This window comes from Enterobacter cloacae complex sp. IR5450, from assembly GCF_049238665.1.
Classification (GTDB): Bacteria; Pseudomonadota; Gammaproteobacteria; order Enterobacterales; family Enterobacteriaceae; genus Enterobacter; species Enterobacter hormaechei_C.
On record NZ_JBMKIC010000031.1, the window covers coordinates 24347 to 37811 of the forward strand.

The window sequence follows — 13465 nt, forward strand, 5'->3', positions numbered from 1 at the left end:
TCGCCTGCAAGGTATAGCGTGCTCTTCCCGCTATTTGGGCAAGCCATTACGTCACTGTTCCTGGCGGATAAACCGCCGAAAGTTAATTAATTACCGTTAAATTTTTGCGGTAACTGTTCGGTGTGAATGAAGTCAATTTTTTAAAGGTTTTAATAAACAGACTGGGACTGCTGTAACCCGATTCGTAAGCGATATCGGTGACAGAGTAATTAGTAATTTCCAGCTGTTTTTTGGCAAAGTTAATGCGGATTTCATTAATAATTTGCACAGGCGTTTTACGGTAATAACGCTGCGTGGCGCGCGTCAAATATTCCTGCGATTTACCCGACAGCGCCACCATATTCTCCAGGGCGTTATCGCTGAACTGTCCTTTGTCGTGCATCAGCTCCACGGTACTACGCAGCCACTGAGGAATATCATCCACCACCTGCTGTTCTTCACGGTGATGGCGGAGGCGATTCATGACGTAGAACGTCACAGTTTCAATAAATTCATCAAATTCATTGTCGCGGAAATTCAGCGAGGCGATAACCGTTTCAATCCAGGTCATAAACTCATTTTTAACGCGATACACCTGTGACGCCACAAAGCAGAACGGCACCAGCGGCAGATAGTGCTTCTCGAAGAAACGCCTGCTCACCCCTACGTTCAGAATGCGTGTCGCACCAAACTCATAAAAGCTCTGGTGATAAGATCCCATCGGCAGGAAGACGAAATCGCCACGCTCAAGCAGGACGCGCTTACCGTTGATCTCCTGATAGTAGCGGCCGGTCAGAACAATCGTGAACTCGTAGTAGTCATGCTGGTGCAGACCGCTGGCGCTCTCCGTTTTGTTGTAAATCACCACGTGAAAATTTTTGCCATTAAACAGCTGCTGCTCATGTGCGGTTTTGATTTCCATCGTGCTGACCTCCTGCTACTTCATCCTGACTTATTGCATCTTCTCGTGAAGCTCGATGAGCTCCGCTACCAGCTCGCGCGCCAGCATGGAGGTCATCAGATGATCCTGCGCATGTACCAGCACCAGACTCACTTTCATCTTCCCTTCGCCCTGGTCGCTTTCGATAAGCTTCGTCTGCACCAGATGCGCTTCGTTTAACGCCGTACGGGACTGCTCCATCATGGTTTTCGCGGCAACGAAGTCGCCCTGCTTAGCCTGCTTAAGCGCCGCATACGCCAGGCTGCGTGCCTGCCCGGAGTTGATGATGAAGCCCATCACCACCTCTTCCAGATCGTTCTCTGCGGTTTCTTCGGCAACGATACTCTCTAAATCTAACATTTTTTAAGCTCCTTTCCGCTGGCGCGGGTTGCCCCGCGCCGTGCAATTTTAGAATTTCAGTGCGAGGGCGATATCCTCTTCGCTCTCTTCTTCATCGATAACCGTTGCGGCCTTGTTCGCAATCGCCACGAACGGCATGTAGAGCAGGGTTGCAATCCCAAGGTTGAATATCGCCAGCAGGAAGGCGGCCACGCTACCATTGGTGTTGAAGAACGCGCCCAGACCAGCCGGCATCGTCCACGGCGCAATGTTGGTCACCGGCGGGATAATGCCCAGGTAGTACGCCGTCAGCGTAATCGCGGCCAGCAGCGGCTGAACCAGGATGAAGGGAATGAACATCACCGGGTTCATGATAATTGGCAGACCAAACAGGATCGGCTCGTTAATCTGGAAGATGCCTGACGGCAGGGCCAGCTTCGCAACCTGACGATGGTCAGCGCGGCGAGAGACAATAAAGACCGCGATGATCAGACCCAACGTCGCCCCGGTACCGCCCAGGAAGATATAGGAGTCAAGCATCGGCTTCGCCCACACATGGAAGGTTTTACCGGCCGCCAGCGCCGCATCGACGGAGCCGTACTGCTGGTAAAGCGCGACGTTTTCCAGTGCCCATGGGGTCATAATACCGCTGTCCAGCGCCGCCAGTGCCAGTGAACCATGCACGCCGAAGAACCACAGCAGGGAGGTAAAGATGACATACGCCCAACCGACCACGCTACCCATCGACGCCAGCGGCGTTGAGATAGAGTCCATAATGATCTGGTGGAAGTTAGTTCCCCAGTGAGAGAGCGCCCAGGCAATAATCCCCATGATGGAGAGAATAATGAAGCCCGGAATCAACGCGGAAAATGAACGAGAAACAGAGGCCGGAACGCTATCCGGCAAGCGGATAACCCAGTTACGGCGAATAATGAAGGTGAACATTTCGGCCACCACCAGCCCGATAATAATACCGGAAATGATGTTTGCCCCACCCAGCCAGTTGGCGCCAACGGCATAAGCGTCGCCCACGCTGTACGGTGTGACGGTCATGAACGCGGCAATGGACAGTAAGCCTGCCGCCAGCGGATCCACTTTACGCTCTTCCGCCAGCGCCATTCCAATAAAGAAAGGCGCCATTAGCGACATAATACCCAACGTACCGTTGTATACGTTGCCGCCAATGGCTTTTAAACCATTAAGGGTTTCAATAGTTGAAGCATCTAACCTAATTCCTATGAATAAAAAAAGGAACCTTCTCCAAAGCTCAGAAAAACGTTGTTAATTAAAACGAACATTGCCCCGGCTAATGTCAACGGCATTAATTTAATAAAGTCGTTCTTAATGGCATTAACGTGAGGCTGCTTTCCTATTTTAACAGCAAAAGGAAGGAGTACCTTTTCAAGTGAAGCGATGACTTTACTCATAGGAAAATACCCTTAAAGGCCGCAACGATCGTTACGGCAGATTGTGTGTGAAATAACTCTTTGACGGGAAAAATAAAAAATTAATTAGCAGCTTTTTTAATCGCCGCAACGGCAGCTTTTAATACACCTAAACCATCAATCTTGCCGTATAAAACGGAATCGATCACTTCGACCGGCTTATTGGGTAGCAGACGTTGAATTTCTGGCAGCATATAAGCAATTTGCGGCCCGAGTAAAATAACGTCTGCTTTCTGGCCCTTCTCGCCCGCCAGCGTTTCCGGAAACGCCTCAATCACCACAGGGACTTCATATTTTTCGGCCTGCGCGCGCATTTTGGAAACCAGCAGCGAAGTGGACATGCCCGCAGAGCAAAACAGATAGATATGTTTCTTTTCCATGATAACTTCCCTCTTGTTTGGCTACCCGCCGTCTCGCTATCACTCGACTCGCTATCCTGGCTGACGGGCAGTGTGCTGAACATTGTTTATCGTTGAAGTGAGTATACGCAATGGTACAGGGAGGGGATAATTCTGGATAGACTGAAATTGTCTCTCATTGACCTGGCTTGTTGACTACCTTCACATTTCAGGCAAATAATTCGCGCCAAGAAATAAGATTCACGTATGCATAAAAAAACCGGCCTTCCGGCCGGTTTGTTAACGCTCTCAGGCAAGCAGGCTTACTGTGCCTTAGGTGCCTGTGGGTCGGTGTCGTATTCGGCACAGGTCTGGTAACCAGAATTGATCACGTGACCCGTATCATCCAGGGCGACAAAGTAGGTCTCTGCCTTACCATCACGTTGACCCAGAATATAGGTCTGGCAGGTACCACGCGCGTGGATCATAGTAACTTCTGAAGAAGGTTTACCGGCAATGGCTGCAACCTGGGAACGCGTCATGCCTTTTTTGACGTCTTTTACCACTGGCTGTGTGAACTGATCTTTGGTGCGATCGTAAGCTGTACACCCTGCCAGCATAGTCAGTACCGCCGCTGCGCTTAAAATTCCTGCTACGTTCTTGTTCATATTCCGTCCTCTTGTTTATCAGCGTGTTAACTAAGCATGGGATAAAAATTACTATTGTTCAACTTTGCGAGTTACGCCAGACGAATTTCGGAAAATTCTAATAAAACAACGGTAAGCTGCTAAATCGCTGTAAAACAGTACACTCAAAACTGTGATCCTTGTCGTTTCCCCGACAAAGGGTTAGTTTTAACAGATCACACTTTCTGTTTGGTTCTGCATAGGGAGGGCGTAATGGCTCTGCAACAAGAAATTATTCAGGCGCTGGGCGCGAAACCTGCGATTGATGCCAATGAAGAGATCCGTCGTAGCGTTGATTTTTTGAAAGCTTACCTGTCTGCACACCCTTTCCTGAAGACGCTGGTGCTGGGTATCAGCGGCGGTCAGGATTCCACTCTGGCCGGCAAGCTGAGCCAGATGGCCATCTCCGAGCTGCGTGACGAGACCGGTGACACCGCGCTGCAATTTATTGCCGTACGTCTGCCGTATGGCGTGCAGGCCGACGAGCAGGACTGTCAGGATGCGATCGCGTTTATTCAGCCGGACCGTGTTCTTACCGTAAACATCAAAGGTTCGGTACTGGCAAGCGAGCAGGCCTTGCGTGAAGCCGGTATTGAACTGAGCGATTTTGTTCGCGGCAACGAGAAAGCCCGTGAGCGCATGAAAGCGCAGTACAGTATCGCAGGGATGACCAAAGGGGTCGTCGTCGGCACCGACCACGCCGCGGAAGCCATCACCGGCTTCTTCACCAAATACGGCGATGGCGGCACGGATATCAACCCCCTCTTCCGCCTGAACAAGCGTCAGGGCAAGCAACTGCTGGCGGCGCTGGGCTGCCCGGAGCACCTGTATAAGAAGGCGCCAACGGCGGACCTGGAGGACGATCGCCCTTCCCTGCCGGATGAAGCGGCGCTGGGCGTCACATATGACAACATCGATGATTATCTGGAAGGCAAAACGCTCGACGAAGGTACCGCCAAAATTATCGAAGGCTGGTATCTGAAAACCGAGCACAAGCGCCGTCCGCCGATTACGGTGTTTGATGATTTCTGGAAAAAGTAAAAGCAAAACGGTAACTCAGTTTTACAGGCCGGGTAAGGCGTAACCGCCACCCGGCTCTTTTTTAACCACCGAACACCTGCTACACTGTATGCCTGAACAGTATATGGAGCAGTATGTGAGCAGGCGTCAATCCGCCCCGCGTCTTGAGTTTGAAGCGGCGGCTATCTACGAATATCCCGAGCATCTTCGCCCCTGGCTTGAGGCTCTGCCTAAACAGCCTGGCGTCTATTTCTTCCACGGCGACAGCGATACCATGCCGCTCTATATCGGCAAAAGCGTGAATATCCGCAGCCGGGTGATGTCGCACCTGCGTACGCCGGATGAAGCATCGATGCTCAGGCAGTCCCGGCGGATCACCTGGATCGAGACGGCAGGCGAACTGGGCGCGCTTCTGCTCGAAGCCCGGCTCATCAAGGAACAGCAGCCGCTGTTTAACAAACGCCTGCGCCGCAACCGCCAGCTGTGTTCCTTGCAGGTTAACGCAGGAAAACCGCAGGTTGTTTATGCCCGGGAAGTGGATTTTTCGCATGAACCCAATCTTTACGGTCTGTTTGCCAACAAACGTGCCGCACTGCAAGCCCTGCAATCCCTGGCTGATGAATTACAGCTTTGTTACGGCCTGTTAGGACTGGAAGCCACCACCCGCGGTCGCGCCTGTTTCCGCTCCGCGCTGAAACGCTGCGCCGGGGCGTGTTGTGGAAAAGAGAGCGTTGAAGAACATCATGCCCGGTTTATGGCGGGCCTGGCCTCTATCAGCGTTAACTGCTGGCCGTGGGAAGGCGCGGTGGCGCTGAAAGAAACCCGCGATGCGATGACGCATTATCACATCATCCGCAACTGGCTCTGGCTTGGCGCCGTTGAAAGCCTGGATGACGCTACCGCCCTGCTGCGCACCCCTGCCGGGTTCGATCAGGATGGTTACAAAATTCTCTGTAAGCCATTATTAACCGGAAAATATGAGATCATCGTCCTCAGTGACCCGGCAGCCAGGTAATTTCACTGAACAGCAGCGACCCCTTCGTTTCCAGTAAACGGAGGGTATGACTGCCCGCTTCCCAGCTGGCACCCTGATCGGCGGTCAGTAATTTGTCGCCCAGTTGCCAGGCGCCACTTAAGACAAAGACCACCCCACCGCGTGACGCGAAGGTAGTGAACGTTCGGGTAGCAACGCGCACCTTTGCCTGGCAGCAATCCCGTCGGGTCATGATGTTGAAGTCCATCGACATCTGCCCCTCTGTGAGCACGGCTTTCACCGCCAGATCGCCCGCAAATCGGTAAGGCTGGTGATGCTTCAGAGTATGACAAAACGCCCTGCCTGCATCCAGGGTCACCTCGCCGCCTTCCAGCAGCGTAATCACCCGGTCAACGCCCGGGAACGCGGAGAATTCGCCGTTACTGGCGATGGAGGCAATACTGGCCCGCCAGAAAAAATCCCGCGTCGCGGGAGGAAAACAGCAAATCTCACGCGTCTCACCCGCACCATTACGCCAGAGACTGACCGGCATTTTACGGATATCAAAGAATTCCATGACCACTCCTGAAGGACGCACCGTGCGCCAGGGCATTTTCACAGACGTATTATCGGCAGCAGTCAGGCCAGACCTTAGGCATGGGATAAAAGAAAAACCGCCGGTCCTGTCCACAGCGTTTTCGCTTTTGTAGACAGGAGCCCGGCGGTCTTAAGAGAGTGAACCGATTATTCGGTTGGTGCAGGCATTTTACCTTCCGGCGCTGCACGTTCTGTCAGACGCTTCTCAAAATTGGCATTAAATTGCTTTTTCTGTTCCGGCGTCAGAATGTTGTAAATCTTGTTCTGGGTTTCCATGTGGGCCAGCATGCGTGCTTTATGCTGCTCGGCCATTTTGTCGATCTGCGCTTCCGCTTTTGCTTTATCGAAGCTGTCGCTGGCAATGATGTCATGCATTGCGCGGCGCTCTTCCAGCGGAGGACGTTTCATCTGGTCACGCTGGCTTTTCATGATGTCGCGGATCTGCTGCTTCTGCGCATCGGTGAGGTTCAGATCTTTAAACATCATCATCTCATGGTGCATACCCGGCTTGCCTTTATGATGCATCATCATTTTGCCTTCCGTCGGCGCGGCGGTAGTGGTCGCGGTATCGGCGGCGAACGCCATGCTGGTAGCGCCCAGAGCCAGGGTAGAGGCAACAAACAGTGCAGTTAATTTACGCATAATGTCTTTCCTTACTTTCAGTTATTCTTCGGCGCTATGCCGTGTTGACGAGATTAACTTTACGGCGTTTATCGTCAATTAGTCAGAGCAACGGTAAAACAATGAAAGTGTAAAAAACAACTTTTCGCCAATTGTGGAGAAATTAAGGAAAAAGCGTGGAGAGATGAAACAAAAATATTCAACAGGATGATTTTAAAGAGATTATGGAGAAGTATAGCGAAGTGCCGTTTAATAATAAAGCAATTCTCCAGGAATATTCCGCAAACAATACCAGAGCGCTTTTAACGCTAAGAAATTTATTCTTCATTTCCCCTCCGGTCTGCGCGAGGGGAGACGTTCAGGGCATTTTTTCCAGCATCAGACCTGCTCGCAAACCAAACGCGACCGACGGATTAGGAAATAAAACATATTCCGTGGATTTCTGTACCGCATAGCGCGTCTCACCATCTTCCGCCAGCAGGACGCCCTGGCGAAACGGCGTAAAGTTCAGCGTATGGGGTGCCATATGAAGCTGGAAAGCCTCGCTTTGACGCGTGATCTGCTGCACGACCCGATAGCGCACGACGGGTTCCCGGGTGGGTTCCGGCGCAACCCCGGCTAGCAACGCCCGGAGCGCCTGATGCGTAGGGGTAAAACGCGTCAGGTCGTTTTGCCCGAACGGCAGCGCTTTTCCCAGCTCCAGGGTGCAGGATAACGCGCCAACATTCTCGCAGGTGAAGTGGGTAAACGTGCCGCCTGGCGTCTGGTGGAAGACCAGTGCCTCCAGCCCCGCATCGCCAAGCCAGGTCAGAAACGCCTCATCCCACGGCTGATGACGCTGCGGTAACACGCCAAAACGCACATGGTACGAGGCGCGAATGGCCGTATGCAGATCAAGGTGCCAGCGCGTTTCCCCCGCCCCGGCAAAAAACGCCGTGACCACCTTCTCCAGCCATTGCGCGCGAGTCGTCTCATCACTCTGTGGAAACTGCGCCCAGCGACCACCAAACATGCGGTTGATGTCGCTCACGAGATACCGTTTATTTTGCGCCAGCGCAGGCGGATTTCCCAGTACCACCAGCAGACGGCAGTGCAGCGTGATCTCTGCGCGATACAGCGCGCGCAGCAATAGTTCGACAATCTCCACGGGCGCGGTTTCGTTTCCGTGAATGCCGGTAGAAAGCAGCAGCGACAGGTTATATTTCCCCGTCGGCGTGAGTTCAAGCACGCCCGGCCCCAGCCATCGCCAGTGGAACGAAGGGCCTGCCCCCTCTTGCCGCTCCGGTGTCTCTTCGGCCAGCGTCAGCGCCAGTAAGTTTTCCATATCGTCTCCTTAGCGCTGGAACGGATAAACCGATCCCAGTTGCAGGATGGTTGATAATGCATCCAGCGCTTCGCGGCCTTCGCGCAGCAGCTGCGGATCAACCAGATCGGCCTGAACCAGACGGTCACGATAATAGCGGTCCACCCAGTCATTGAGAGTATTGAACAGCGTGTCGTTCATCATCACCGCCGGATTCACGGCCTGCAATTCCTCCGGCGTTAACACCACGCGTAGTCGCAGGCACGCCGGTCCCCCGCCGTTGGCCATACTTTCCCGAAGATCAAACACGCGCAGTTCATCAATCGGGTTATCCGCCTGCACCAGTTCGCTGAGATAGCGCCAGACGCCCTGATGGTTTCGGGACTCCTGCGGCAGCACCAGCATCATGCTGCCGTCATCCCGGCTCAGCAGCTGGCTGTTGAACAGATACGTTTCGACCGCGTCCTGCACGCTTACCGCCCGCGTGGGCACCTGAATCGGCATAAATCCCGGCACGCGTTCGCGCAGCGTGGCCAGCAACTTTTCCTGATGGGCAAACGCCTGCTCGTGGCAGAACAGCACCTGACGGTTGGAAACGGCAATGACGTCGTTATGAAACACGCCCAGGTCGATCACCTGCGGATTTTGCTGGGCAAAAATCACCTGAGAAGGATTAACCTGGTTCAGCCGCGCAACCGCCTGGCTTGCGGCTAAGGTTTGTCTCGCCGGATAACGAACCGGCGCGGCGTGGCCGCCCTCTTCCCGTCCATAGATAAACAGCTGCAAACCCGGCTCGCCATAGTCGCCGCCCAGACGGTTGTGGTTTGCCGCCCCTTCATCGCCAAACATCGCGACCTGCGGCAGCGCCGAATGTACCTCGAAATGCGCATCATGATTAAAAATGGCGCGCAGCACGCGCCCGGTGGTCTCCGCTTCGCTGGCGCGGTGGAATTTGTTGTTCAGGTTAGCAACGGTCAGATGCACTTTGCCGTCCAGCGTATCCGCCGACGGCGCAACGGTGGCGGCATTCGCCACCCACATCGAGGAGGCTGAACTGGCTGCGGAAAGCAGGTGTGGCGTCTGCGTGCCTGCTTTTTCCACCACCTGTTCATCCGTACCGCTGAACCCCAGCTGGCGCAGCACGGCCACGTTTGGGCGCTCCTGCGGTGGGATCACCGCCTGCGGGAAACCGGCATCGGACAGCGCCTTCATTTTCAATAGCCCCTGCTTCGCCGCCAGCTTCGGGTTCGAGACCTGGAAACGGTGCTTCGTCGAGGCTTCATTACCGAACGACAGCCCGGCATAGTGGTGCGTCAGCCCCACGAGGCCGTCAAAGTTAACCTCACGCGCTTTCATGGGCGTCACCCTCAGTAAAATCCAGCCCCGGATTCAACGTCTCCGGCAGCGTCAGCGCCGGGGTTTCCAGGCTTGCCATCGGCCACGCGCAGTAATCGGCGGCATACCAGGCGCTGGCGCGATGGTTGCCCGACGCCCCTACGCCACCAAACGGCGCAGTGCTCGCCGCACCGGTCAGCGGTTTGTTCCAGTTCACGATCCCGGCGCGCGCTTCCAGCAGCAGCTGGTCGAATTTCTCGCGATGCGGCGATATCAGGCCGCTCGACAGGCCGTAGCGGGTATTGTTGGCCATCTCGATCGCCGACTCAAAATCGTCATAGCGCCAGACGCACAGCAGCGGGCCAAAGACCTCTTCATCCGTCACGTTGCTTGTCGCACTCATCTCAATAATCCCCGGCGTCAGCAGCGACGTGCCGGGCTGAACCAGCTTCGGCTCCAGCAGGGTTTTCGCCCCGCGCGCCACGTGCTCCTGCCACGCTTTCAGTACGTTCAGCGCCGCCTGCCCGGAGATCAGCCCGCCGATAAACGGCTGCGGCTCGGCATCCCATTTCGCGGGAACCAGACGCGCGCTCACCTCCACCAGACGCTTCAGGAACGCATCCCCCTGCGCGCCGCGCTTAACCAGCAGGCGGCGGGCGCATGTGCAGCGCTGTCCGGCGGTAATGAACGCCGACTGAATGGTCAAGTGGACCGCGGCATCGATATCCTCCGGATCTTCCACAATCAGTGGGTTGTTGCCGCCCATCTCCAGCGCCAGAATTTTTTCCGGTTGCCCCGCCAGCTGACGATGCAGCTGATAGCCCGTTCCGGCACTGCCGGTAAACAGCAGACCGTCAATGTCGCTCAGCGCACTCAGCGCCTGACCGGTTTCACGCCCGCCCTGCACCAGATTCAGCACCCCCGGCGGCAGCCCCGCCTGCTCCCAGAGTTTTACCACTGCTTCTCCGGTTAAGGGGGTTAACTCACTCGGCTTGAAGATGACGGTATTCCCCGCCAGCAGCGCAGGCACAATGTGCCCGTTCGGCAGATGCCCGGGGAAGTTATACGGGCCAAACACCGCCAGTACCCCGTGCGGACGGTGGCGCAGCGTGGCAGCGCCGTCTGGCATCTCGGTATGCTGCTCGCCGGTGCGGGTATGGTACGCCTTCACCGATATCGCAATTTTGTTGATCATCGCCGTGACTTCGGTTGTTGCCTCCCAGCGCGGCTTACTGGTTTCGCAGGCAATGATGCGGGTCAGCTCGGCTTTATTGGCCTCCAGCAGCGCAGCAAATTTCTCAACCAACGCCTGGCGCTCGAAGAATGGCCGTTTCGCCCACGCCGGAAACGCGCGGCGTGCAGCCTGACAGGCCTGCTCAACCTGCCCGGCGCTTGCGTCGTTCCCAGACCAGAGCACCTCCTGGCCGACCGGGTTAGTTTTTGTCCGCGCGTCACCTTCGCCCGTAACCCAGTCACCGTTAATCCATAGAGTCATGCTGTTTTCTCCTCAGGGCAGAGCCGCACCAGGCGAACCGTGTCGCCAGCGTTACATTTCAGGGCATCCAGTTGCGCAGCCGTCAGTACCAGACGCTCGCATGATGGGTTGGTTCGCACCAGCATGGCGCGGAAGTTGGTGTAATTCTCGTTCGAGACCAGGCAGGCTGGCCACTCGCCCGGCGCGGGCTGGCCTTCTGAAACCTCAACCAGGCGGCTTTTACGGATGGCGCGAACGCGGTCAATGTCGCATTCCAGCGTCGGGCCGCCGTCGAAGATGTCGACGTAGTTACGGTAGCGAAATCCCTCTTTCTCCAGCACCGCGCGGGCCGGGGCGGTTTGCGGGTGAACTTCGCCGATCACCGCCTGCGCTTCTGGCGTTAGGAAATGGGTATAAATAGGATGCTTCGGCATCAACTCGGCGATAAACGCCTTCTGACCGGTGCCGCACAGGTAATCCGCCCGGCTAAATTCCATGGAGAAGAAGCGTTCGCCCAGACTCTCCCAGAACGGCGAGTAGCCCGTCTCATCAATCACGCCGCGCATCTCCGCGACCACTTTTTCGTTGAAGCGGTCGCGAAAGGCGGCCATAAACATAAAGCGCGATTTGGAGAGCAGATAACCGTTGCCCTCTTTGCGCCAGTCCGGATCGAGAAACAGGGTGCAGAGTTCGCTGGCGCCGGTATGGTCATTACAGAGAAAGAGCGTCGGCAGCGCGTTGTAAACGTTCAGCTCTTTCGAGGCGTGGACCATCGTGCCGACGCGGTAGTTGTACCACGGATCATTAAGCCCGACGGCCACCTCGATAGCGCAAATCCCCGCCACGGTTCCCGTGTCGGTATCTTCCAGCACGAACACATAGCCCTGTTCGCTTTTTGGCAACGTCCCCTGCCAGGTTTGCAGGGCGCGCTCAATGCGCGCCGACAGCGTTTTTTCATCAGCAGGCAGCGAGGTCAGCCCGCCCCCTGTCTTACCGGCAAGCTGCATAAGCCCGGCGAGATCGCCGTGCGCAACGGGACGGATGACCATCATGATGACACCCCGGACTTCACCTGTTCGCAGGCCAGCGCAAAACGATCTAAGCCAGTTCTGACCTCTTCCTCGCTGACGATCAGCGCAGGGGCAAAGCGCACCACGTTAGCACCGGCAATCAGCACCATTACGCCCTGCTTTGCCGCTTCCTGTGAAATCAGCTTCGCTTTGCCGGCAAACTCAGGGGCAAGCTCACAGCCTATTAACAGCCCCAGACCGCGGATCTCTTTGAACAGGCCAGTTTTGCTGTTAATGGCCGTGAGTCGCTCAACAAACCACTGGTGACGCTGCTTCACGCCGTTCAGCACCTCAGGGGTGTTGATGATATCCAGCACCTGTCCGGCGACAGCGGTTGCCAGCGGGTTGCCGCCGTATGTGGTGCCATGAGTGCCCACGGTCATCACGCTGGCCAATTTTTCGGTGGTCAGCATCGCCCCCACCGGGAAACCGCCGCCGAGCGCTTTGGCTGTTGAGAGCACATCCGGGGTCACGCCATAGTGCATGTAGGCATACAGCTCACCCGTGCGGCCCACGCCGGTCTGGACTTCGTCAAAAATCAGGACCGCGTTATGCCGATCGCACAGCTCGCGCAGCCCTTGCAGGAACGCTTTCTGGGCGGGCATGACGCCGCCTTCCCCCTGCATGGGCTCGACAATCACCGCACAGGTGGTGTCGTCAATCAGCTCGCTGGCAGAGTGTAAATCGTTATACGCCGCATGACGGATATCCGGCGGCAGCGGCGCAAAATCCTGAGAATATGAGGGCTGACCGCCCGCACTGACGGTAAACAGCGTGCGGCCATGGAAAGCATTTTTAAAGGCTACGATGCCGCTCTTATGCGCGCCGAATTTATCGTGCGCATATTTGCGCGCCAACTTCAGCGCCGCTTCGTTCGCTTCCGCGCCGGAGTTACAGAAAAAGACTTTTTCTGCGAAGGTGGCGTCGATCAGCTTCTTCGCCAGACGCAATGCCGGTTCGTTGGTATAACCGTTGCCGGTATGCCAGAATTTCGCCGCCTGGTCATTCAGCGCCTGCCGCAACGCCGGGTTTGCATGCCCCAGCGCATTCACCGCAATCCCACCTGCAAAGTCGATATACTCTTTGCCCTGCTGATCCCACAGGCGAGAGCCTTCCCCACGTACCGGAATAAAAGCCGCCGGAGCGTATACCGGCATCATCCATTCATCGAAATTTTCACGCGTAACTGACAGAGACATAGCGACCTCATCCGGTAAATAAAAGGTTGTTTAAATGTTAAATAATTGAGTGTTTGCACTGTGAATGTAGATTGCAGCGTTCGTGCCAGCCAGCGATAAAAATGCATAAATGGGTTTGGGTAACAGAATATCAATGAGTTACAATA

At 55.5% G+C, this 13465-nt stretch carries 13 protein-coding genes and 1 pseudogene; 2 read left to right on the top strand and 12 right to left on the bottom strand.

The window, feature by feature from the left end:
* Positions 1-82: 82 nt before the first annotated feature.
* The 5 genes and pseudogenes from chbR to osmE form a co-directional block, all read right to left on the bottom strand.
* Positions 83-901 carry a transcriptional regulator ChbR gene (chbR, locus tag ACOTYB_RS19520; RefSeq protein ID WP_017384663.1) on the bottom strand — a complete coding sequence of 273 codons (819 nt, stop codon included), beginning with the start codon at positions 899-901 and terminating at the stop codon, positions 83-85.
* Between the two features lie 30 nt (positions 902-931).
* Positions 932-1279 carry a PTS N,N'-diacetylchitobiose transporter subunit IIA gene (chbA, locus tag ACOTYB_RS19525; RefSeq protein ID WP_409249013.1) on the bottom strand — a complete coding sequence of 116 codons (348 nt, stop codon included), beginning with the start codon at positions 1277-1279 and terminating at the stop codon, positions 932-934.
* A gap of 48 nt (positions 1280-1327) precedes the next feature.
* Positions 1328-2685 (bottom strand): annotated as a pseudogene (chbC, locus tag ACOTYB_RS19530) (PTS N,N'-diacetylchitobiose transporter subunit IIC).
* A gap of 80 nt (positions 2686-2765) precedes the next feature.
* Positions 2766-3083 carry a PTS sugar transporter subunit IIB gene (gene chbB, locus ACOTYB_RS19535; RefSeq protein ID WP_220153749.1) on the bottom strand — a complete coding sequence of 106 codons (318 nt, stop codon included), beginning with the start codon at positions 3081-3083 and terminating at the stop codon, positions 2766-2768.
* Positions 3084-3364: 281 nt separating this feature from the next.
* Complete coding sequence (osmE, locus tag ACOTYB_RS19540) at positions 3365-3709, bottom strand: osmotically-inducible lipoprotein OsmE (protein ID WP_003857836.1); 345 nt, start codon at positions 3707-3709, stop codon at positions 3365-3367.
* Between the two features lie 231 nt (positions 3710-3940).
* Here osmE and nadE point away from each other — a divergent pair, with 231 nt between their 5' ends.
* Both nadE and cho read left to right on the top strand, forming a co-directional pair.
* On the top strand, positions 3941-4768 hold the full coding sequence (gene nadE / locus ACOTYB_RS19545; protein ID WP_003857837.1) for an ammonia-dependent NAD(+) synthetase: 828 nt from the start codon (positions 3941-3943) through the stop codon (positions 4766-4768).
* A gap of 103 nt (positions 4769-4871) precedes the next feature.
* Complete coding sequence (gene cho / locus ACOTYB_RS19550) at positions 4872-5762, top strand: excinuclease Cho (protein WP_409249015.1); 891 nt, start codon at positions 4872-4874, stop codon at positions 5760-5762.
* Here the strand turns inward: cho and ves are convergent.
* The 7 genes from ves to astC all read right to left on the bottom strand — a co-directional run bounded on the left by ves (position 5740) and on the right by astC (position 13319).
* Entirely contained in the window at positions 5740-6297 is a 558-nt protein-coding gene (gene ves, locus ACOTYB_RS19555; protein WP_022650891.1) for an environmental stress-induced protein Ves, read from the bottom strand. The two genes, cho and ves, sit on opposite strands and share 23 nt — an antisense overlap.
* A 167-nt stretch (positions 6298-6464) precedes the next feature.
* Positions 6465-6959 (bottom strand): ATP-independent periplasmic protein-refolding chaperone Spy, encoded by a 495-nt coding sequence (gene spy, locus ACOTYB_RS19560; RefSeq protein WP_015570753.1) that lies wholly within the window; start codon positions 6957-6959, stop codon positions 6465-6467.
* A gap of 337 nt (positions 6960-7296) precedes the next feature.
* Complete coding sequence (gene astE / locus ACOTYB_RS19565; RefSeq protein ID WP_022650890.1) at positions 7297-8262, bottom strand: succinylglutamate desuccinylase; 966 nt, start codon at positions 8260-8262, stop codon at positions 7297-7299.
* A 9-nt stretch (positions 8263-8271) separates the two neighbouring features.
* Positions 8272-9597, bottom strand: coding sequence for an N-succinylarginine dihydrolase (astB, locus tag ACOTYB_RS19570; RefSeq protein WP_047054479.1), 1326 nt, complete (start codon positions 9595-9597; stop codon positions 8272-8274).
* Complete coding sequence (gene astD, locus ACOTYB_RS19575) at positions 9584-11071, bottom strand: succinylglutamate-semialdehyde dehydrogenase (RefSeq protein ID WP_220153747.1); 1488 nt, start codon at positions 11069-11071, stop codon at positions 9584-9586. The genes astB and astD overlap by 14 nt, the downstream gene beginning before the upstream one ends.
* Positions 11068-12102 carry an arginine N-succinyltransferase gene (astA, locus tag ACOTYB_RS19580; RefSeq protein ID WP_022650887.1) on the bottom strand — a complete coding sequence of 345 codons (1035 nt, stop codon included), beginning with the start codon at positions 12100-12102 and terminating at the stop codon, positions 11068-11070. Before astA ends, astD begins: the two co-directional genes overlap by 4 nt.
* Positions 12099-13319: a succinylornithine/acetylornithine transaminase gene (astC, locus tag ACOTYB_RS19585; protein ID WP_220153746.1), complete on the bottom strand. Its 1221-nt coding sequence runs from the start codon at positions 13317-13319 to the stop codon at positions 12099-12101. The genes astA and astC overlap by 4 nt, the downstream gene beginning before the upstream one ends.
* Between the last annotated feature and the right edge of the window lie 146 nt (positions 13320-13465).

Bases quoted from the DNA above. Each gene is read 5' to 3' on its own strand.
- cho (WP_409249015.1), top strand. From the start codon at position 4,872: ATGGAGCAGTATGTGAGCAGGCGTCAATCCGCCCCGCGTCTTGAGTTT.
- astB (WP_047054479.1), bottom strand. From the start codon at position 9,597: ATGAAAGCGCGTGAGGTTAACTTTGACGGCCTCGTGGGGCTGACGCAC.
- astC (WP_220153746.1), bottom strand. From the start codon at position 13,319: ATGTCTCTGTCAGTTACGCGTGAAAATTTCGATGAATGGATGATGCCG.
- spy (WP_015570753.1), bottom strand. From the start codon at position 6,959: ATGCGTAAATTAACTGCACTGTTTGTTGCCTCTACCCTGGCTCTGGGC.
- nadE (WP_003857837.1), top strand. From the start codon at position 3,941: ATGGCTCTGCAACAAGAAATTATTCAGGCGCTGGGCGCGAAACCTGCG.
- osmE (WP_003857836.1), bottom strand. From the start codon at position 3,709: ATGAACAAGAACGTAGCAGGAATTTTAAGCGCAGCGGCGGTACTGACT.
- astE (WP_022650890.1), bottom strand. From the start codon at position 8,262: ATGGAAAACTTACTGGCGCTGACGCTGGCCGAAGAGACACCGGAGCGG.
- chbR (WP_017384663.1), bottom strand. From the start codon at position 901: ATGGAAATCAAAACCGCACATGAGCAGCAGCTGTTTAATGGCAAAAAT.
- chbA (WP_409249013.1), bottom strand. From the start codon at position 1,279: ATGTTAGATTTAGAGAGTATCGTTGCCGAAGAAACCGCAGAGAACGAT.
- chbB (WP_220153749.1), bottom strand. From the start codon at position 3,083: ATGGAAAAGAAACATATCTATCTGTTTTGCTCTGCGGGCATGTCCACT.
- astA (WP_022650887.1), bottom strand. From the start codon at position 12,102: ATGATGGTCATCCGTCCCGTTGCGCACGGCGATCTCGCCGGGCTTATG.
- ves (WP_022650891.1), bottom strand. From the start codon at position 6,297: ATGGAATTCTTTGATATCCGTAAAATGCCGGTCAGTCTCTGGCGTAAT.
- astD (WP_220153747.1), bottom strand. From the start codon at position 11,071: ATGACTCTATGGATTAACGGTGACTGGGTTACGGGCGAAGGTGACGCG.